This window comes from Rhodococcus sp. C-2 (assembly GCF_027854095.1).
Classification (GTDB): domain Bacteria; phylum Actinomycetota; class Actinomycetes; order Mycobacteriales; family Mycobacteriaceae; genus Rhodococcus_F; species Rhodococcus_F qingshengii.
In genome coordinates, this window is the sequence record NZ_JAQGFI010000005.1 from 336,116 (window position 1) to 355,624 (window position 19,509).

19 protein-coding genes are annotated in these 19,509 nt (G+C 62.3%); 13 read left to right on the top strand and 6 right to left on the bottom strand.

The window, feature by feature from the left end; translation table 11 throughout:
* Window positions 1-42 precede the first annotated feature (42 nt).
* The 4 genes from PCS43_RS13130 (at window position 43) to PCS43_RS13145 (ending at window position 6,656) form a co-directional block, all read left to right on the top strand.
* Entirely contained in the window at window positions 43-1,854 is a 1,812-nt protein-coding gene (locus PCS43_RS13130) for a multicopper oxidase family protein (RefSeq protein WP_209911039.1), read from the top strand.
* A gap of 222 nt (window positions 1,855-2,076) precedes the next feature.
* On the top strand, window positions 2,077-3,291 hold the full coding sequence (locus PCS43_RS13135; RefSeq protein WP_007731553.1) for an acetyl-CoA C-acetyltransferase: 1,215 nt from the start codon (window positions 2,077-2,079) through the stop codon (window positions 3,289-3,291).
* A gap of 45 nt (window positions 3,292-3,336) precedes the next feature.
* Entirely contained in the window at window positions 3,337-5,478 is a 2,142-nt protein-coding gene (locus PCS43_RS13140) for a 3-hydroxyacyl-CoA dehydrogenase NAD-binding domain-containing protein (RefSeq protein WP_003943799.1), read from the top strand.
* Window positions 5,479-5,618: 140 nt separating this feature from the next.
* Complete coding sequence (locus PCS43_RS13145) at window positions 5,619-6,656, top strand: type IV toxin-antitoxin system AbiEi family antitoxin domain-containing protein (protein WP_047271575.1); 1,038 nt, start codon at window positions 5,619-5,621, stop codon at window positions 6,654-6,656.
* A 36-nt stretch (window positions 6,657-6,692) separates the two neighbouring features.
* Here PCS43_RS13145 and PCS43_RS13150 read toward each other — a convergent pair whose 3' ends face one another.
* Together PCS43_RS13150 and PCS43_RS13155 are read right to left on the bottom strand one after the other, a co-directional pair.
* Window positions 6,693-7,994, bottom strand: a complete 1,302-nt coding sequence (locus PCS43_RS13150) for a class I SAM-dependent methyltransferase (RefSeq protein ID WP_003943932.1) — start codon at window positions 7,992-7,994, stop codon at window positions 6,693-6,695.
* Window positions 7,991-9,394, bottom strand: a complete 1,404-nt coding sequence (locus PCS43_RS13155; protein WP_007731548.1) for an FAD-binding oxidoreductase — start codon at window positions 9,392-9,394, stop codon at window positions 7,991-7,993. Before PCS43_RS13155 ends, PCS43_RS13150 begins: the two co-directional genes overlap by 4 nt.
* A gap of 338 nt (window positions 9,395-9,732) precedes the next feature.
* Between PCS43_RS13155 and PCS43_RS13160 the strand changes: the two genes are divergently transcribed.
* Window positions 9,733-10,167, top strand: a complete 435-nt coding sequence (locus tag PCS43_RS13160) for an SRPBCC family protein (RefSeq protein ID WP_007731546.1) — start codon at window positions 9,733-9,735, stop codon at window positions 10,165-10,167.
* A 54-nt stretch (window positions 10,168-10,221) separates the two neighbouring features.
* Here the strand turns inward: PCS43_RS13160 and PCS43_RS13165 are convergent, their stop codons facing one another.
* The 3 genes from PCS43_RS13165 to PCS43_RS13175 all read right to left on the bottom strand — a co-directional run bounded on the left by PCS43_RS13165 (window position 10,222) and on the right by PCS43_RS13175 (window position 12,914).
* Window positions 10,222-11,733 (bottom strand): alpha/beta hydrolase, encoded by a 1,512-nt coding sequence (locus PCS43_RS13165; RefSeq protein ID WP_007731543.1) that lies wholly within the window; start codon window positions 11,731-11,733, stop codon window positions 10,222-10,224.
* The gene (locus PCS43_RS13170) at window positions 11,733-12,029 is read right to left on the bottom strand and encodes a hypothetical protein (RefSeq protein WP_007731542.1); all 297 of its coding nucleotides are present in this window, start codon (window positions 12,027-12,029) and stop codon (window positions 11,733-11,735) included. The genes PCS43_RS13165 and PCS43_RS13170 overlap by 1 nt, the downstream gene beginning before the upstream one ends.
* A gap of 84 nt (window positions 12,030-12,113) precedes the next feature.
* The gene (locus PCS43_RS13175) at window positions 12,114-12,914 is read right to left on the bottom strand and encodes an Rv3717 family N-acetylmuramoyl-L-alanine amidase (RefSeq protein WP_007731541.1); all 801 of its coding nucleotides are present in this window, start codon (window positions 12,912-12,914) and stop codon (window positions 12,114-12,116) included.
* Window positions 12,915-13,023: 109 nt separating this feature from the next.
* Between PCS43_RS13175 and PCS43_RS13180 the strand changes: the two genes are divergently transcribed.
* The 4 genes from PCS43_RS13180 (at window position 13,024) to PCS43_RS13195 (ending at window position 16,123) form a co-directional block, all read left to right on the top strand.
* Window positions 13,024-13,362, top strand: a complete 339-nt coding sequence (locus tag PCS43_RS13180; RefSeq protein WP_003943929.1) for a YbaB/EbfC family nucleoid-associated protein — start codon at window positions 13,024-13,026, stop codon at window positions 13,360-13,362.
* Between the two features lie 12 nt (window positions 13,363-13,374).
* Window positions 13,375-13,995: a recombination mediator RecR gene (gene recR, locus PCS43_RS13185; RefSeq protein WP_007731539.1), complete on the top strand. Its 621-nt coding sequence runs from the start codon at window positions 13,375-13,377 to the stop codon at window positions 13,993-13,995.
* A complete protein-coding gene (locus PCS43_RS13190; RefSeq protein ID WP_099696768.1) occupies window positions 13,995-14,564 on the top strand; it encodes a TetR/AcrR family transcriptional regulator in 570 nt (189 codons plus the stop codon). Before recR ends, PCS43_RS13190 begins: the two co-directional genes overlap by 1 nt.
* Before the next feature lie 86 nt (window positions 14,565-14,650).
* Entirely contained in the window at window positions 14,651-16,123 is a 1,473-nt protein-coding gene (locus tag PCS43_RS13195; protein ID WP_054188607.1) for an MFS transporter, read from the top strand.
* Here PCS43_RS13195 and PCS43_RS13200 read toward each other — a convergent pair.
* Complete coding sequence (locus PCS43_RS13200) at window positions 16,110-16,823, bottom strand: TetR/AcrR family transcriptional regulator (RefSeq protein ID WP_175280092.1); 714 nt, start codon at window positions 16,821-16,823, stop codon at window positions 16,110-16,112. The two genes, PCS43_RS13195 and PCS43_RS13200, sit on opposite strands and share 14 nt — an antisense overlap.
* A gap of 65 nt (window positions 16,824-16,888) precedes the next feature.
* Here PCS43_RS13200 and PCS43_RS13205 point away from each other — a divergent pair, with 65 nt between their 5' ends.
* The 4 genes from PCS43_RS13205 to PCS43_RS13220 are packed head-to-tail and all read left to right on the top strand — an operon-like array spanning window position 16,889 to window position 19,480.
* The gene (locus PCS43_RS13205; RefSeq protein ID WP_209911042.1) at window positions 16,889-17,467 is read left to right on the top strand and encodes an FAS1-like dehydratase domain-containing protein; all 579 of its coding nucleotides are present in this window, start codon (window positions 16,889-16,891) and stop codon (window positions 17,465-17,467) included.
* Window positions 17,464-17,892, top strand: coding sequence for a Zn-ribbon domain-containing OB-fold protein (locus PCS43_RS13210; RefSeq protein ID WP_204855037.1), 429 nt, complete (start codon window positions 17,464-17,466; stop codon window positions 17,890-17,892). The genes PCS43_RS13205 and PCS43_RS13210 overlap by 4 nt, the downstream gene beginning before the upstream one ends.
* The gene (locus PCS43_RS13215) at window positions 17,889-18,302 is read left to right on the top strand and encodes an acyl dehydratase (RefSeq protein ID WP_204855036.1); all 414 of its coding nucleotides are present in this window, start codon (window positions 17,889-17,891) and stop codon (window positions 18,300-18,302) included. Before PCS43_RS13210 ends, PCS43_RS13215 begins: the two co-directional genes overlap by 4 nt.
* Entirely contained in the window at window positions 18,299-19,480 is a 1,182-nt protein-coding gene (locus PCS43_RS13220) for a lipid-transfer protein (protein WP_047888076.1), read from the top strand. The genes PCS43_RS13215 and PCS43_RS13220 overlap by 4 nt, the downstream gene beginning before the upstream one ends.
* The last annotated feature ends 29 nt before the right edge of the window (window positions 19,481-19,509 follow it).

The following is a 19,509-nucleotide window of genomic DNA, read 5'->3' on the forward strand; positions in this document are numbered from 1 at the left end:
CTTGCGGGAGAACGCAACCCGTTTCGATGGGGAGGGGAATGTATGGGTATCGGGGTTTCCAGAAGATCGGTTCTGAAAGGGTCGGTAGTCGGCACGGCGGCTGTTGCTTTGGGTGCAAAGGCAGGTGCTGCTCCGGCGGGGAGTGTGGATATCGAGTCTCCGTTGATTTTTCATTCGCCGGAGTTCGAGCCGTTCTGTGACGAACTACATTCGTTGTCAACGCTTTCCGGAAACGAGATCACACTGACAGCGCAAGTGGGGCAACATGCCTTTCATCGGGATTTTCCCTCGTCCCCAGCACTGTCGTACCGCAGCGGAGAGATCGGTGGCGGTTATCTGGGCCCTACCGTCGAGGCGCATTCCGGCGAGCCGATCATGTTGACGTTCGAGAACGATCCGACCGGACATCCGTTGGCAGCGGACATGGATATGACGCTGCACGGAATGCAGGCAGACTTTCGCGCTAACCCGCCGACGTCGTTGCACTTGCACGGGGGAGTCACTTCACCTGAGAGCGACGGCCACCCGGAACTGCTGGTGATGCCGGGACAGGCTGCGATGCATCACTTTTTGCACGGTCAGGAAGCCGCCCACCTCTGGTATCACGATCACGCGATGGGCATCACCCGGCTCAACGTCTACGCCGGTCTGATCGGCAACTATCTGATCAGGGATGAATTCGACACCGGCGAACTGGGAAATCCATTGGGGTTGCCGGCCGAGGAATTCGAGATCCCGTTGATCCTGCAGGAGAAGATCTTCACGCCGACAGGCGCCCAGAACGGCCGATCCACCATCTTGATCCCGGAAGGATCGTGGGAAGGCGGCGCGGTGGGCGACGTCGGCTTGGTCAACGGCAAGGTGTGGCCGGAACTGTCCGTGGCTCGGGGCCTTTACCGCTTCCGCATCGTCAATGCGGCGTCGGCAAGTGTGTGGAATCTTCACTTCTCGAACATGATGACGTTCTGGGTCATCGGCAACGACGCCGGAATGCTCGACGCGCCCGTCGCGGTCAATGCCTTCCGCTGCGCACCGGGGGAGCGGTACGACCTCCTCGTCGATTTCACCGGACTGTCGGAGGGTTCGACGGTGGAGCTTCGCAACGACGAGGCGCCCCCGCTACCCGCCGCTGTCATCGGTGAAGTGACTATGCCGCTGTTCTGCCGGTTCCGCGGTGACGCCAGGCGCGGATTCACCGGTGGTGTTCCGTCGCAACTGCGCGGTGGGCGCCGGCAACGTGACGTTCTCGCCCCGTTGGAGCAGCCGACGGTAATTCGCACGGTGACGGTGAGCCAGCAACTGGAACTGCGGAATCCACCGGCTCAGATGACGTTGAACAACCTGACGTTCAGCACCACGGAGGTCGAGAGGCCGCGGCAAGGCACCGTCGAGCAGTGGAACATCGTCAACACCACGCCGGACCCGCATCCGATACACCTGCACTTGGTGAATTTCCGGATTCTCGGCAGAACACCGATGCGGACGCTGGAGTACTTGATCCGCCATCCGCAGCCGGTGATCGGCAACAAGTGGACTCCGTCGCCCGACGGGTTCGAGGCGGGGCCGATGATCGCGCCGGCGCCGTGGGAAGCGGGGATGAAGGACACCGTCAGGGTGGACGGCGGCACCGTCACCCGGATCATCGTGCGATTCCCCACCGCGGATGAGCTGGGTTTCGATCCCGACGCGATGTTCGATCGTCTTCCGAGCGGTGTGATGACGGGTAGTGGGATGACGGGCGGTGGGCGCCACGATATGGCTGATTCTGGTCGACTCCAGGGATACGTGTGGCATTGCCATCTACTCGATCACGAAGATCACGACATGATGTTGCCGTATCGCATCGTGCCGTGAGTGCTTCCGGGGGCGCACCCGAAATGAACCGAAGCGGGCAGGCGTTCGCGCACCTGATCACCTCGGTCACCTAGCAGGATCGCTTCGGTCCTTCCCATGAATTTGGAACACGTTCTACAGTGAAAGGGCTGAGGTCTGTACCTCGGCCATGCGCCACCACCGAAGGCGGCGCGGACGATCTGCAGACCGGTTCGACGAATTACACGGAAGGAACACCTCACAGTGACCACAGAGGCATTCATTTATGAAGCCATCCGTACCCCGCGAGGCCGCGGCAAGAAGACCGGGTCGTTGCACTCGGTCAAGCCGATCTCGCTGGTCACGGGTCTGATCCAGGAACTGCGCGTGCGCTTTCCCGACCTCGACGAGGACCGGATCTCCGACCTCATCCTGGGCGTCGTCACCCCCGTTGGCGATCAGGGAATGGACATCGCCCGCGTTGCAGTCAACGATGCGGGACTGCCCGACACCGTCGGCGGCGTTCAGCTCAACCGTTTCTGCGCTTCCGGCCTCGAGGCCGTGAACATGGCTGCTCAGAAGGTTCGGTCCGGCTGGGACGAACTGGTGATCGCCGGTGGCGTCGAGTCGATGTCCCGCGTTCCGATGGGATCCGACGGTGGACCGTGGGCACTCGACCCCGCCACCAACTACGACAACTACTTCGTGCCGCAGGGCGTCGGCGCAGACCTCATCGCCACCATCGAGGGCTTCTCGCGTGACGACGTCGACGCATACGCCGTGCGCTCGCAGGACCTCGCCGCCAAGGCGTGGACCGGCGGATACTTCGCCAAGTCGGTAGTGCCGGTCAAGGACATCAACGGCATCACCATCCTCGACAACGACGAGCACATGCGTCCGGGCACCACGGCAGAGAACCTCGCCGGCTTGGCTCCCGCGTTCGGTGTGATCGGTGAAATCGGCGGATTCGACGCCGTGTCGCTGCAGAAGTACCACTGGGTCGAGAAGATCAACCACGTTCACCACGGCGGTAACAGCTCGGGAATCGTCGACGGCGCTGCCCTCGTGCTCGTCGGTAGCGAGCAGGCCGGCAAGGACATGGGTCTGACGCCGCGCGCTCGCGTCGTCGCCACCGCCACCAGCGGCGCCGACTCCACCATCATGCTCACCGGCCCGACGCCGGCGTCGAAGAAGGTTCTGGCAGCTGCCGGCCTGACGGTCGACGACATCGACCTCTTCGAGATCAACGAGGCATTCGCTTCCGTCGTCCTGAAGTTCCAGAAGGACCTGAACATCCCGGACGAGAAGCTCAACGTCAACGGCGGCGCGATCGCCATGGGCCACCCCCTCGGTGCAACCGGCGCGATGATCACCGGAACGATGGTCGACGAGCTCGAGCGTCGTGGCGGCAAGCGCGCCCTCATCACCCTGTGCATCGGCGGCGGTATGGGCGTTGCCACCATCATCGAGCGCGTCTGACGCGGCGTCCGTCCTTCCAACGAGGCTTACCAGGAGTCAAGCAAAGTGACTGATCAGAACATCATCAACTGGGACCAGGACGCCGACGGCATCGTCGTGCTCACCATCAACGATCCCAACCAGGGCGCAAACACCATGAACGACGCGTACATCGCGTCGATGAAGGCCACCGTCGACCGTCTGGTCGCCGAGAAGGACTCCATCACCGGTGCCGTCATCACTTCCGGCAAGAAGACCTTCTTCGCCGGTGGCGACCTCAAGAACATGATCAAGGTCGGCCCCGAGCAGGCCGAGGAGATCTACAACCACAGCGTCGAGATCAAGGCAGACCTGCGTCGTCTCGAAACTCTCGGCAAGCCGGTCGTCGCCGCCATCAACGGCGCGGCACTCGGCGGCGGCCTCGAGATCGCTCTCGCGACCCACCACCGCATCGCGGCAGACGTCAAGGGCGTCAAGATCGGCCTGCCCGAGGTCACCCTCGGCCTGCTGCCCGGCGGCGGCGGCGTCGTGCGCACCGTGCGGATGCTCGGCCTGCAGAACGCGCTCATGGGCGTCCTGCTCCAGGGGCAGCAGCGTGGACCCGTTCAGGCCAAGGAAGTCGGCCTCATCGACGAGGTCGTCGGCTCGGTAGAAGAACTGGTTCCGGCTGCGAAGGCATGGATCAAGGCCAACCCCGAAGGCGGCGTTCAGCCGTGGGATGTCAAGGGCTACAAGATCCCTGGCGGAACTCCGTCCACGCCGGCATTCGCTGCCAACCTTCCGGCGTTCCCCGCGAACCTGCGTAAGCAGCTCAAGGGCGCTCCGATGCCGGCTCCGCGCGCCATCATGGCCGCAGCCGTCGAGGGTTCGCAGGTCGACATCGACAACGCGCTGCTCATCGAGGCTCGCTACTTCACCTCGCTGGTGACCGGCCGCGTCGCGAAGAACATGATCCAGGCGTTCTTCTTCGACCTGCAGTCGATCAACGGCGGCGGTTCACGTCCGGCAGGCATCGAGAAGTCCACCATCAAGAAGGTCGGCGTCCTCGGCGCAGGCATGATGGGCGCGGGCATCGCGTACGTCTCCGCGAAGGCCGGCTTCGACGTCGTCCTCAAGGACGTCAGCATCGAGGCTGCCAACAAGGGCAAGGCGTACGCCGAAGGCATTGAGGCCAAGGCGCTCTCGCGCGGCAAGACCACGCAGGAGAAGTCCGACGCACTCCTCGCCAAGATCACCCCGACGGCTGACCCGGCAGATTTCGCCGGCGTCGACTTCGTCATCGAAGCAGTCTTCGAGAGCCAGGAACTCAAGCACAAGGTGTTCCAGGAGATCGAGGACATCGTCGATCCCAAGGCGCTGCTGGGCTCGAACACCTCGACGCTGCCCATCACGGGTCTCGCCACCGGCGTGAAGCGTCAGGAAGACTTCATCGGCATCCACTTCTTCTCGCCCGTCGACAAGATGCCGCTGGTGGAGATCATCCGCGGTGAGAAGACCTCCGACGAGACTCTGGCTCGCGTGTTCGACTACGTCCAGGCGATCCGCAAGACGCCGATCGTGGTCAACGACTCGCGTGGCTTCTTCACCTCGCGTGTCATCGGAACCTTCATCAACGAGGCCATCGGCATGCTCGCCGAGGGTGTCGAGCCCGCCACCATCGAGCAGGCCGGTATGCAGGCCGGTTACCCGGCTGCGCCGCTTCAGCTTTCGGATGAGCTCAACCTCACCCTCATGCAGAAGATCCGCAAGGAATCTGCCGACGCCGCCAAGGCCGAGGGCAAGGAACTGCCGGCAGATCCGGCCGGCGAGGTCATCAACACCCTCGTCGAGAAGTTCGATCGTAAGGGCAAGCTCGGTGGAGCCGGCTTCTACGATTACGCCGAGGGCAAGCGCACCGGCCTGTGGTCCGGACTCCGCGAGAACTTCAACTCCGGAACCTCCGATGCTCCGATCCAGGACCTCATCGACCGCATGCTGTTCATCGAGGCGATCGAGACGCAGAAGTGCTTCGACGAGAACGTCCTGATCACCACGGCGGACGCCAACATCGGCTCCATCATGGGTATCGGATTCCCGGCCTGGACCGGTGGCGTTCACCAGTTCATCGTCGGTTACGAGGGCGGCACGGCCGGCTTCGTCGCTCGCGCAAAGGAACTCGCTGCGCAGTACGGCCCGCGGTTCACCCCGCCGGCTTCGCTAGGGGCATAGCCCCCGTGCGCCTTTTTGGTAGTTACGGCTACCAAAAAGGCGCACAGGGGTTCATCCCCAGCCTGTGAGTTATCCACAGACGAACTCCGACAGCGAATTTCGCGTCAGTCCTGTCGGAGTTCGGCCTGACGCTTGGTGCCATGACTACGTCTCATGGTGGAAGCGAGTTTCTCCGGATTCTCGATGCGCAATCCGGTCTGGTACGGCAACAGCAACTCTCGTCATTCGGATACAACCGAGGGATGCTGCGGAACTTTCTGGACCGCGGCGAATGGCAGCGCGTTCTACAAGGCGTGTATGCAGTGACCGCTGGCCCGCTCACCAGAGAAATGATCTTGAACGCCGCTTGGCTTTATGGTGGCCCGCAAGCGATTCTGAGCCACGACACTGCAGCTGAGGAATGGGGAATGCGTCGCATCGACGCAGACAAGCCAGTCCATGTCACCGTGCCCTACGGCAAGTCGGCTCGCTGTCAGTCCGCGACAATCCGCCGAGTTCCAGCGCGAACGTCGGGTGCACTTGTCAGAGTGGGTGGCGTGGTTCACCCCGGGGTAGTCGTCCACCGATCCCGAGCCCACCGATACATCGGCGTGCCGTCAGTCATACCTCGAACGTCGCGGGCGGATACCGCGATTGATCTTGCGACCGCCGAATCCACAGCGCGAAGCGCCTACGTTTCACTCATCACCACAGTGACAAATGCGCGAATTCCGTTGAACGATGTGCGTCGTCGGATTGACGAACGAACACCACATCGATTCAAGGGTGCGCTTTCCGATGCGGTACGCCTCCTGGCAGACGGGGTGCAGTCAACGCTCGAATACCACTATGCGGTCGACGTGGAGCAGGCGCACGGGTTGCCGTCGGCCAGACGCCAGTCTCCGGTCCGCGTCGACGGCCGCACGCTGTACGAGGATTGCGACTACAGCGAATTCGGTGTGCCGCTGATCGTGCGTCTCGACGGTCGGTGGGCGCATTCCATGGCCGAGGTGGCATTTCGTGATCGCCGCCGTGACAATGCGGCAGAGCTGGCAGGTCGTCCGCGGTTGGTCTACGGATTCGACGAGGTGGTGAAGACCCCGTGCCAGGTTGCGCACGAGGTGGAGACGGTCTTGCGGCGGGGAGGTTGGGTGAGGACGCAGTCGGGTGCCTGCGGCACCTGTGCGCCTTTTTGGTAGTGCCGACTACCAAAAAGGCGCACAGGGGCTTTGCCCCTAGGCCTTCCACCACGGGCGAAGCGGCACATGCGCCTCACCCTTGGGGCCGAGCTTGACGGCCAGAACCTGGTGCAGCTGAACGACATTGCGCTCGAACCCGAGTCGTGAGCCGGCCATGTACAGGCCCCAGACGCGGGCGGTTCCTTCGCCGACCTCGGCGACGCAGGCGTCCCAGTTGTCGACGAGATTCTGGCACCATCCGGCGAGCGTCAGTGCGTAATGCTCGCGAAGGTTCTCTTCGTGACGCACCTCGAGGCCGACGTTCTGGATCTCGGAGATGATGCGACCCGAACCGGTGAGCTCCCCGTCGGGGAAGACGTACCGGTCGATGAATCCGCCTGCCTTGGCGCTGCTTCGGTTGTCCGGACGGGTGATGCAGTGGTTGAGCAGACGCCCACCCTCACGCAGCTTGCCCTTGAGGAACTCGAAGTACGCCGGGTAGTTTCCGACGCCGATGTGCTCGGTCAGGCCGATGGAGGACACTGCGTCGAATCCGGTCTCGGCCACGTCGCGGTAGTCGGAGAAACGGACCTGGGCGAGATCGGCGAGGCCCTCGTCCTCGATGGCCTTCTGTGCCCAATCCGCTTGCTCGCGAGAGAGAGTCACGCCGATCACCTTGACGCCGCGCCTGGCCGCGTAGCGGACCATCGAGCCCCAGCCGCAGCCGATGTCGAGAAGTCGATCACCCTTCTGGAGTCCGAGCTTCTCGAACACCAGGCGGTACTTGTTCTCCTGGGCTTCTTCGAGCGTCTGTTCCGCATTGTCGTAAGCGGCACAGGTGTACGTCATGGACGGGCCGAGGACGTACTCGTAGAAGGTGTTGGAGACGTCGTAATGGTGATGGATGACTTCGGCGTCACGAGTCTTGGAGTGACGCAGTCCTTCTGCGACGCGACGCCAGCGAGGAAGGTGTTCCTGGGGCGGCGGGGCGATGGGCCGCAACAGATCCCAGCCAAGTGAGCGGGTGATGCTGGCGAGTGTCAGTGCCGACGGGCGCTTGAGGTGGAGTTCGTCACCCATGATGCGCAGGATCTCGTACGGATCACCGGGGTGAACACCCTCGGCTTCGAGATCGCCGGAGACGTACGCGCGGGCCATGCCGAGATCGCCGGGCGCCGTTGCGAGATAAGTGGTTCCGCGAGTCGACTTGAGGTGCAGTCCGTAGTCGGCATCTTCGGGGCCGGCGGTGCTGCCGTCGTACGCGGTGAATCGAAGCGGCAGCATGCCGTCGGAAAGCGTCTCGAGAATCTCGGCAATAGAGAGCTTGTCCTGGCTTTTGGAGTCTTTGAACGTGGTCATTTACGTTGCACCGCCTTAGAGAATAGATCCAATAAACGGGATTTCGGGTCGTAGCGTTCCTTGAGTCCGATGTACCGGTCGCCGCCGTAGTACAGCTCCTCGAAGTCTTCCTTCGAGTAGTAGGAGTCGGAGTAGAGCGATTTGTGTCCGTCGAAATCGCTGACCTTTTCTTCGATCAGTCGATTTGCTGCCCCCTCGCGCTCACCGGGAACGATCGGCACCGAAGACCAGAAGCCGATGTTGACGTAGGTGCGCTTGGGTTCGAGGGGGTAGAGGGGCCACGGCCGTGATGCAGAAGCGGCGGCAGGGCTTGGCTCGCGAAGACGCAACGGGCACAACCACAGTGGTTCGATCGGGATTTCCTCGAGGAACCACGAGACGAAGTCCGCGGTTCGTTCGATGGGTACCTCGACGTCCTGGACGACGCGTTCGCGCGGGGGCTTGCCCTTGCGCTTTTCGAGGCGATCTCCGATGTCGTACTTGTGGTCGAGGGCGATCAGCTTCCAGTAGAAGCTGCTGCGCAGGTACTGCTTGGGCCAGAAGCGCCGGATCTTCGGGTTCTGTGCACCGAAAGCTCGTGAGCACCAGAACCAGTCGGTGTCCCAGCGCCACAGGTAGTCGCGAATGGTCAAGCGATCCGTCTTGGGCTGGGTGAGTGACGAATGCTGGATCGACCGGTAGAAGATGTCCTGGTCGGTGTAATCGCTGACTGGGCCTTCCTCGTCGGTTTGCACGCCGAGTGTGAGGTAGCTCTCGGAATCGGTGAAGACCACCCCGTCGAGATAGTCGACGGCGATCCCGTCGTACTCGCGCTCGGTGACGATGCGATCCATCGTTTCTTCGAGTTTCTTCAACGAATCGAAGCGCACGTGGCGCAAGGCGACGTACTTCTTGACGGGTTCGAGTGCGATCTTCAATCGCGTCGAATAGCCAAGGGTGCCGTAGGAATTGGGGAAACCGAAGAACAGTTCGGCGTGTTCGCCGTCCGGTGTTGCGGTGATGATCTCGCCGCTTCCGGTCAGTACGTCGATTTCGAGTACCGACTCGTGCGGCAGGCCGTTACGGAACGAGGTGGACTCGATGCCCAGGCCGGTCACCGCACCGCCCAGGGTGATGGTCTTGAGTTGAGGCACGACCAGGGGCGCCAGCCCGTAGGGCAGCGTCGCGTCGACGAGGTCCTCGTACGTGCACATGCCGGCGACGTCGGCTGTGCGCGCCTGCGCATCGACGGCGATGACACCTGCCAGACCGCTGACGTCGAGGCCGGGGGCCGACGTCTTGGCGCGAGCGCGGAACAGATTGGATGTCTTCTTTGCCAGGCGTACAGAAGCATCGGCGGGAATGGCGCGGTATGACGCGAGTAGGCGTTCGACGCCTTCTCTGTGCTGCTCGAACCCCATTTCACGCGCAGCATCGGAACCCGGGCCTTGCTTTGTCCGGATTCGATCTAACTTCTGAACTACCCCATTGAACGAGAGAGTCACACCCTGACGCTATCGGTAGTTGCGTGTGCAAGCTATCCGGAGGGGTATTAATGCCCGAATTTGATCGAGTTGTTGCAATCGAACTCGGTAAATGCTCCGAGTGGTGAACCAGCTCACACGGAATGGGTAGATGGTCGAGATACCCGGGCGCAGCAGGCAGTATGGAAAGGAATATCTGCGCAGTTCGAGGTGCGGATTCGGGTAGTCATTCGCGGTATCGAGCCGCGTTGGTCGAGCAAGGAGACGTAGGGCATATGGGTCAGGTCAATGCAATGAGTTCGACAGTCGTCACAGCAGCACCCGACAAGGTGCTCGCGGCGCTCTCGGACTACGAGACGGTTCGCCCGCGAATCCTGTCCGAGCAGTACCTCGACTACAAGGTCGTCGAAGGTGGCCAGGGTGACGGAACCGTCGCGCAGTGGACGCTCAAGGCGACGGAAAAGCGCTCGCGCGACGTCAAGGCGACAGTGACGGTCGACGGCAACGTCATCACCGAGAAGGACGCGAACTCCAGCCTCGTCACCACCTGGACCGTTGCCCCCAACGGCACCGGAACGACGGTGACGACGCTCACCCAGTGGCAGGGTGCCACCGGTATCGGCGGCTTCTTCGAGCGCACGTTCGCTCCGAAGGGTCTGCAGCGCATCCAGGCCCAGGTCCTGGACAACCTCAAGCGCGAACTCGTCTAACCGATCCTGCATCACCGAGATGGCGTCGTACCTTCACCGGTACGGCGCCTTCTTTCATGGGCCGGTAATGATCCGTCCGAATTCGGTGAGTGCGGGGTTTCCGCTTTCCCAGTAATCGCTGTGAACTCCGAACCCAGGCTCCCCGGGGGATCCGGCGAATACCTGCGCGCCGAATTCCGGATCCGACGGGTCGAACCCGTGGACTCCGAGGATCTTGGGGATCAATTGGACCGGATCCCAGAAGGCCGTCGTCGAATGAACATGGTGAGCCATCTCGGCGGAGTCGACGCCGTCCAGGCTCAGTTCGTTCACGCGCTCGGCATCGACGCCGGGGCTTGCGACAAAAACCAGTTCGTCGACGTCGAGAGAAGCGCCACGGGTAGTCGCAGCACCGATCACGGTGCTGCCGTAGGAATGACCGATCACCACGTTGTGCGAAGGCGGACCGTCATGCGAGGTTCGTAACCCGTCCTGGAAGCCGTCGAGCCTCGGCGCTGCGGAGTTGGCGTACCGATCCGATGCTGCGTCGGGGATGCCTGGGGGAGCGTCGTATCCGGACCACAGGATCACTGATGTGGCTTCCGTTGGCGCCGCCCTGACCGCCGCGTCGTACATGGCCTTGGTTCGTTGCAGGTCTCCGCCGACGCCCGACAGCCCGGAGCCGGTTCCGGGGACCAGTGTTGCGACGTTGCCGGCGGCATCGGGATTACCGACTGCCACGACGGCATGCCCATCCGTGACCGAGAGAAGGAACGTGTCCGGTCGAAGTTCGCCGCGCACGGCCGTGTATCCGGCAGCTACCGTTCGATCCGGCAACTGCTCGAGCGCAGAGAGGTACCGCCGGTTGTAGTAGTCCCGGTCGAGAGCGGGAAGGCCGTCGCGGCTACCGATGGACGGATCCCACCTCGCCAACGCGTCTTTCTCGTTGGGCGTGAGCAATTCCCAGAGTCGGTGTAGCTCCGTGGGTGTCCCGGGGAGTGTCGACCTCCCGTCGAGGATGTCGACGACAGTGCGGTCGAGGCGATCAGGCTGATTGCCAAGGAGTGATCCGATCTCTCGGAATGCCGCACGCAGAGCAGTCGCGGCCCGGTTGTCTTCGTCGTCGAGTGCCGTCAATGCAGTGGAGATCTTCTGCTGAAAAACCTGTGCAGCCGTGGCGTTTTCGGAATCTTGCATGGCGTCGGCCAGATTCCACGGCTGCTTCGTCTCAGGTGCCGATACCGCTCCACTGTCTGACACCGTCAAGCCGTGTTCGAGAGTCGCCTCCTCGACCAGGTCCAGAACTGATTTTCGCGCCGCACCGATCGTATTGGCCGCTCCGCCATACAGATCCGCAACTACGCGAACCGCAACCGACAGCCGCGACGAGGAAAGCGAGATGCCAGACCACTGCACTGCGGCTGCGCTCGACGCTTGTCCCTGCCAGAATTCGCGGACGGCGTCGATGCTGCGTCCGGCGTCATTGCCGAGAACTTCGATCTGCCGGTCGATGTCGATCAGTTCCGAAGCGCTTGTGCGCAATTTCTCCGGTGACCACGTTCGAAGCTGAGAGACGGTGGGCTGCATCAGTAGGCTCCGCGCAGTTCGGACACCACTTCGCCCTCGGCAGCGTCGTACAGACGTGCTGCGGCAGCGGTTCCCGACGCCATGAGTCCCAACTGCGTAGCCAGGTGCCGGTACGCGTCGGCGATGACGCCGGCATTCCCAGTCGACACAGCCGTGACAGCGGACGAATTCAGGGCAGCCGCGGCTTCGAAAATCGGTCCGGCGGAATCGATCCCCGAGATCTGATCCGCAATTCGAGACAGATCAGCTGAAAGTTGCTGCAGAGCAGCGAAATCTACCTGAAGTATCGGCCCCATGGCAGAACCGTATCCAGGTGAGCGGGCTACCTCGGCGGTGCCGACATACCTGTGGACAAGTGGAATTTCTCCACAGAAGACAGGTCAGGGGGTTGTGAGGAAGGCGGTGACTCCGCTGGTGACGGCGGACGCATATTCCTGCTGACCGTCCGGGCTCGTCATGCGCGCTGCCTCGTCGGCATTTCGCATGTTGCCGAGTTCGACCAGAATCGACGGCCGCTGCGACAGATTGAGTCCCGTCAGATCGGCGCGTGGTGCCAGCCCGTCGTCACCGATGTAGGTCGACGGGGTGAGTCCGGCTGTGACGAGTGAGTCGCGCATGGTTTCGGCAAAGGTGACGGACGGGCCGGCCTGCACCGCGTTCAGCGGGGGCGCGGAGTAGCAGACGTGGAAGCCCTCGGCTCCGGCTGCTGCGCCGTCCGCGTGAATGCTCACCACTACGTCGGCGCCGGAGGAATTGGCAGCTTCGGCGCGTGCGTCGACGCAAGATCCGACGCTGATGTCGTCCGGTCGACTCAGGACCACTGTGGCGCCTTGGCCTTCGAGTTCGCTCTTGACCAGGCTCGCGACTTCCCAGTTGAAGGTGTGCTCGGGGAACCCGGCATCGGTGTTGGTGCCGGTGGTCTGGCAGTTCTTGGTGCCGCCGCGGCCCGTGGGGACCTGGGTGTTGATGCTGTCGTCGTTCGCCCCGCTGTGCCCGGGATCGAGGAAGACGACCTTGCCGGTGAGCGCAGCGGGGACGTCAGCGGCGACAGTGCTCAGCGGAGACACCTCGACCGAAGTCGTGGCCTCGGCAGTCTCGGTCGGAATCGTGCACGCAGCGCTCAGAAGCCCGGCCCCGACCATGGCGATCAGGGCAGTGGAGCGGAACACACGTGATGCCATGTTTGACCCTCTTGACGGTTTTACGGTGTCTGACTGGTTCCGGCGCACCCGCTCACGGTAGCGCGCACCGACTACGCTGGTGGGGATAACTCTGTAGAAAGGACCGCTCGTGCAACCAGGTGGAGCACCCGACATGTCTGCTCTGTTGGCTCAGGCTCAGCAGATGCAGCAGCAATTGATGGCGGCGCAGCAGGAAATGGCTCAGGCCGAAGTGACCGGTCAGGCCGGTGGCGGACTGGTTGTCGCCACGGTCAAGGGCACCGGCGAGGTTGTCGGTCTGCAGATCGATCCCAAGGTCGTCGACCCCGAAGATGTCGAGACGCTGCAGGATCTGGTGATCGGCGCGATCGAGGACGCTTCGCGCAAGGCACAGGAAGTCGCTGCTGAGAAGCTCGGCCCGTTGGCCGGCGGACTCGGCGGAGGCCTTCCCGGTCTCCCCGGCTTCTAGAAACGAGAACGCGTGTACGAAGGTCCGGTTCAGGATCTGATCGACGAACTCGGGAAGCTTCCCGGAGTCGGGCCGAAGAGCGCTCAACGCATCGCTTTTCACCTGCTCTCCGTGGAGCCTCCCGAGATCGACCGTTTGAAAAATGCATTGCAGCGCATCCGTGACGGCGTTCAGTTCTGCACGGTGTGCGGAACTGTCTCCGATCAGGAGAGGTGCCGCATCTGCGCCGACGCACGTCGCGATCGCACGGTGATCTGCGTCGTGGAGGAACCGAAGGACGTTCAGGCCGTCGAGCGCACCCGTGAGTTCAAGGGTCGTTATCACGTGCTCGGCGGTGCGCTCAATCCGCTCTCGGGGATCGGGCCTGACCAGTTGCGTATCCGGGAGTTGTTGGCTCGCATCGCAAATCAGGAGGACGGCGTCGACGTGTCCGAGGTCATCATCGCCACCGACCCCAACACCGAGGGTGAGGCGACAGCTACCTATCTCGTTCGCATGATGCGAGACATTCCGGGGCTCACGGTGTCTCGGTTGGCTTCGGGTCTTCCGATGGGTGGCGATCTCGAATTCGCAGACGAGTTGACGCTGGGTCGCGCATTGTCCGGCCGTCGTGAATTGTCGCGGAACGCCTGATGAGCGGCACGGAGCAAGGTCAGCAGGTGCGTCGTACGTCCGAGCAGACGCGTGCGCAGATCATCGCGTCGGCCGGGAAAGCATTCGCGACTCGGCCCTACCGCGAAATCACGCTCAAGGACATCGCCGAAGACGCAGGCGTCAGCGCACCGCTGATCATCAAGTACTTCGGTTCCAAAGAGCAGTTGTACGACGAGTTGGTCGACTTCCGGGCAGCGGCGGTCACGGTCTTCGACGCCCCGAACGACTCGCTCGGCGAGCGCATGGTCTCGCTGTTCACCAAGCCGCTGGAGTCGTACAAGCCGCTGTCCATGAGCTTGTTGTTCATGAGCGGCGTCAGTGAAGAGAGCAACCGCAAGCTGCGCGAGAACTATTCGACGCAGATGATTGACACCCTCGCCGCTCGCCTGTCCGGCCCCGACACGAGATTGCGCGCGGAACTGGCGATGTCGATGGTGGTCGGAGTGGCGATCATGCGCCGACGGATGATGGCCGGCCATGCCACCGGCACCCAGGACGAGGTGGTTGCGCTGTACGCACCGCTGGTGCAAAAGCTGCTCGACGGGTGAGCGGCGTCACAATTCTTGCTAGGTAAATATCCGTTCACCTAATGTAGGTGAACGGATATTTACCTAGTGAGAACAGGCGGTGTGGGGTGACGACGCTCGACCGTCCGCCGGGCACGCCTGCAGTCACCACCTCCGACGCGGGACTCGCGCAGCCGCGCTCCCGCTTCCTGTTCCCCATCGTTGTCGCCGCCGCAGTGTTCCAGGCTGTTCTGCAGACGGTCATCGTTCCACTGCTGCCGGAGTTGCCGCACTTCACCGGCGCTGGACGCACGGCCGTGTCCTGGCTGGTGACCGTCACGCTGCTGGTCGGCGCTGTCGTCACTCCCATCTTCGGTCGACTCGCCGACATGTTCGGCAAGAAGAAGATGCTTCTGGTTGCTTTCTCGATGATGACTCTCGGCTCGATGTTGTGTGCGCTGTCGTCGGACATCGCTGTACTCATCTTCGCGAGAGCGTTGCAGGGGGCCGGGTCGGCAGTCATCCCCATCGGAATCTCCATGCTGCGAGACGAATTGCCACGGAACAAGGTCAACGGCGCAGTGGCCATGATGAGTTCGACGCTCGGCGTCGGAACCGCTTTGGGCATACCGTTTTCTGCGATGATCGCGCAGTACTCGAATTGGCACGTCCTGTTCTGGGTAACCACCGCCATCGGGCTGTCCGTGACTCTTGCTGCGGTGCTGTTCATTCGAGAGTCCGAGCCGAATCCGTCGGGAAGATTCGACGGCGTCGGGGCGGTTGGTCTGAGCGCCGCGATGATTGCTCTGCTTGTGCCGATCACTCAGGGGTCGAGTTGGGGGTGGACCAGTGGAGCGGTGATCTCCATGCTGGCCGCGTCGGCGGTGCTGTTCGCGCTCTGGGTAATTCAACAGCGGCGCAACGTCAATCCGCTGGTCGACGTCCGTGCTCTCGTGAAACGTGCGGTGTTGATCCCGCATCTGGCGGCTCTGCTGGTCGGGTTCGCGTTTTTCGGGAACACGCTGATCACGACACAACTGCTGCAGGGGATGAAGGGGCCGGGTGCCGGGTACGGCCTGTCGATCATCGCGGCAGCGCTCTGCCAGATTCCGGCGAGTATCGCGATGGTGCTGTTCTCACCGGTTGCGGTGCGTATCACCGACCGCTTCGGTTCACGGACCGCGATGTTGACCGGCGCCGTGTTCCTCGCCGGCGGGTACGGGATTCACGCCGTTGCCGGTAAGCCACTGTGGGGAGTGGTTGCAGCACTGGGTATCACAGCGGTCGGGACTGCCATCGTGTACAGCACGCTCTCGCTGCTGATTCTGGTTGCCGTACCTCGTCAGCGACTGGCGGCTGCCAACGGGGTGAACTCACTTCTGCGGACGTCCGGAAGCACGATCTGCAGTGCGACGGTGGCAACCATTCTCGCTGCATTCGTGATCAGCGGTTCGGAACACTCCACGTCGTGGACCGGATTCTCCGTCGCCTACCTGGTGTGCGCGGGCTGCGCGGTGGTCGTGTTCGCGGTGTCGATCCTGTTGCCGCAGGGACGAACCCCGAAACATCTGGATTTGCCGGATCTGGTCAGGCGACCCTGAATCCCGAGAGGAAGAGCGTGATCATCAGATCCGCGAACTCGTCGGTGGTGTACTTCTGGCGATCCGGCCAATGCGTTGTCGACCACAAGGTGTCTCGTACCGATCGATAGAAAATTTCCGGTGCCACGTCTTTGCGGAAGATTCCCTGATCGACGCCTTCGGCAATCGCTTTCATCCAATGCTCGCGGACTTGGCGGGAAGGCCCGTCGACGGATTGCAGGAGATCGTTGTCGCGAAGATAAGCCCGATCGTTCTGGTAGATCGCCGTCGGGTGCGGGTGTAGTTCGATGACGACCAGCGTCTCGCGGATCAAGCCGCGCAGGACTTCCTCGGGGTCGTTTGCCGTCTTCTCCACCTGATCGAAGCGGAGCTGAATGTCGGTGATGAAGCCGCGCATGAGCTCGGCAACTATCGCATTCTTCGACTTGAAGTAGTGGTAGAGGCTGCCCGAGAACACACCGGCGGCGTCGCCGATCTCGCGAACGGTCGTGGTGGCGACACCCTTCCTGGCAAACAGCTCGGCTGAGCTCTCCAGGATCTTCTCCCGACGATCTGGTGATGCCACTGAAATCTCCACTGGTTGTCGGTCCTGCTCAGGGCAGGGTTTCGGGGGTGCCGGGCTGCCGGCGTCGAACGTAGCGCAATCCTGCCCGATAGCTCCGGCTCGAACCAATTCGTCGGTGAGATCGCGTGTTTCCACTTCCGGATTCCTATGCTAGCTTCAAAATCAAGCGCTTGCTCAACTTTCGTTCACGGAGGATTTCAGTGCAGAGCCTGCAGACGCAGTTTCCGAATTTCATCGGCGCAGAGGCCGAACCACCCCGCGTCGCCCGCTACGCCGTCAACGAGGCGATGATCCGCAACTGGGTCGAGGCGCACGACGACCGCAACCCGATCTACGTCGACGCAGAGGCCGCCCGCAGTACCGGCCGTCGAGACGTCGTCTGTCCGCCCGCCATGATTTCGACCTGGGTGATGGCGGGTTACCGACGTTATCGGCAGGTCCAGCAACTTCGTGCCGACGGAGCCTCCGAGGACTTCGCGTATTCACGACTGCTGGCGTTGTTGGACGAGGCCGGATACACCTCCGTTGTCGCGACCAACGTCGAGCAGGAGTATTTCGCGGAGCTGAGCCCCGGTGACCACGTCACCGCGCATTTCACCATCGAAGCGATCTCGCCGTTCAAACAGACGGCTCTCGGTCACGGGTGCTTCATCACTCTGTTCAAGAAGTACGTCGACCAGGGCGGAAAGACGCTGGTCGAAGAGCGTTTTCGATTGCTCAGGTTCAAACCAGATGCCCAGACAGATACTCAACTCGAAGTCCAGGAGGTAATCGCATGAGCGAGACTGGCTCCCGCAACACCGCTGTTCCGAGACTGACCGTCACCGACGACAACGATTTCTTCTTCTCCGCGGCCAAAGAGGGCCGCCTCGAGATCCAACGGTGTGCGGATTGCAAGACGCTGCGCCACCCACCCGCACCCGCGTGCCCGGAATGCCGCTCGTTCAGTTGGGACACAGTCGAATCCACGCGGCGATGCACGTTGCACAGCTTCACGATCATCCATCACCCGAAGGATCCTGCTTTCGAGTACCCACTCGCCGTGGGACTCGTCGATCTCGAAGAAGGCACGCGTCTGGTTGCCGACATCGCGGGGATCGATCACGAGGAACTCGACTTCGGCATGGAACTCGAAGTGACCTTCTCCGAGCACGCTCACGGCGAGATGCTGCCGCAACTGAGGCGACGGGGTTCGGTGCAATGACGAAACTGATTGACTGCGAAGTGGGTTCGGCCCTCCCCAGCCTCGAATTGCCGTTGGATCGAACGCTGATCGTCGCCACTGCGATCTCTTCTCAGGATTTCGAGGACGTGCATCACGATCCGGGCAAGGCACAGGATCGCGGAACTCCCGACATCTTCATGAGCATCAACACCACCAACGGGCTCATCGACCGCTACATCACCGACTGGTCCGGCCCGGCATCACGGATCGTCAAAACATCACTACGGCTTGGTGTTCCGAACTTTCCCGGAGACACCATGACATTCACCGGCGAGGTCACCGCCACAGACGGCCGGGCGCTCACCGTGACGGTTCTCGGGAAAAACGCCCGTGGAACACACGTGACGGCCGACGTGACTCTCGAACCGGTGGAAAGGGTAATCGCATGACACGAGGATTTTCGAGGCAAGCAGCCATCGCCGGAATCGGCGCCACCGAGTTCTCCAAGAACTCCGGCCGCAGCGAATGGCAGTTGGCGTGCGAATCTGTGATCGCCGCACTCGACGACGCGCACATCGAGGCAGAAGAGGTGAACGGATTTGCGCTGTTCACCATGGAGAACAATCCTGAGATTGCGGTCGCACGCGCCCTCGGGATCCCGGAATTGACGTTCTTCAGTCGAATTCCACACGGCGGCGGCGGTGCCTGCGCACCGGTTCAACAAGCAGCGCTTGCCGTCTCCAGCGGAGTTGCCGACGTTGTGGTCGTCTACCGTGCCTTCAACGAAAGATCAGGTCACCGATTCGGCGCCGGCCCGCCACCTTTTGCGTACAACGCGTCGACGGACCAGGAGTATCGGAACTGGATCAACCCGTACGGGCTTCTGACCCCGGCGCAGCAGGAAGCCTTCCTCGCCAAGCTGTACATGCACAAGTACGGGGCAACCAGCGCCGACTTCGGCCAGATCTCGGTCCTCTCACGCAAGCATGCGGCGAACAATCCCAAGGCCTGGTTCTACGAACGCCCGATCACTATCGAGGACCATCAGAACTCGCGCATGATCGCTGACCCCATCCGTCTGCTCGACTGCTGCCAGGAAAGTGACGGTGGACAGGCGCTGGTCATCGTCAGCGCGGAGCGCGCCCGCGACCTGCCGCACAAACCTGCGATCATCAGCGGTGCTGCGCAAGGTGTAGGTCCACAACAGATTTCGATGAGCAGCTACTACCGCGAAGACATCGACAGCATGCCGGAAGTCGAACTCGTGGCGCGCCAACTGTGGGACCAGGCCGGTATCGGCCCGGACGACATCGATGCCGCAATTCTCTACGACGCCTTCACTCCGATGGTTCTGCTTCAACTCGAGGAGTACGGATTCTGCGGTCGAGGTGAGGCAAAAGACTTCATCGCCGACGGGAATCTCGAGCTGGACGGTCGCCTGCCGATCAACACCCACGGTGGCCAACTCGGTGAGGGATACATCCACGGCGTCAACGGCATTGCCGAAGGTGTACGCCTGATCCGCGGCACCTCCACCAATCAACCCACCAAAACTCTGGACAACGTGCTCGTGACCGGCGGCTCTCCCGTCCCGCACAGTGCGCTCGTCCTCTCGGCAGATCGCTGAATCTGCCGCCTATTCGAGAAAGCAGGAAC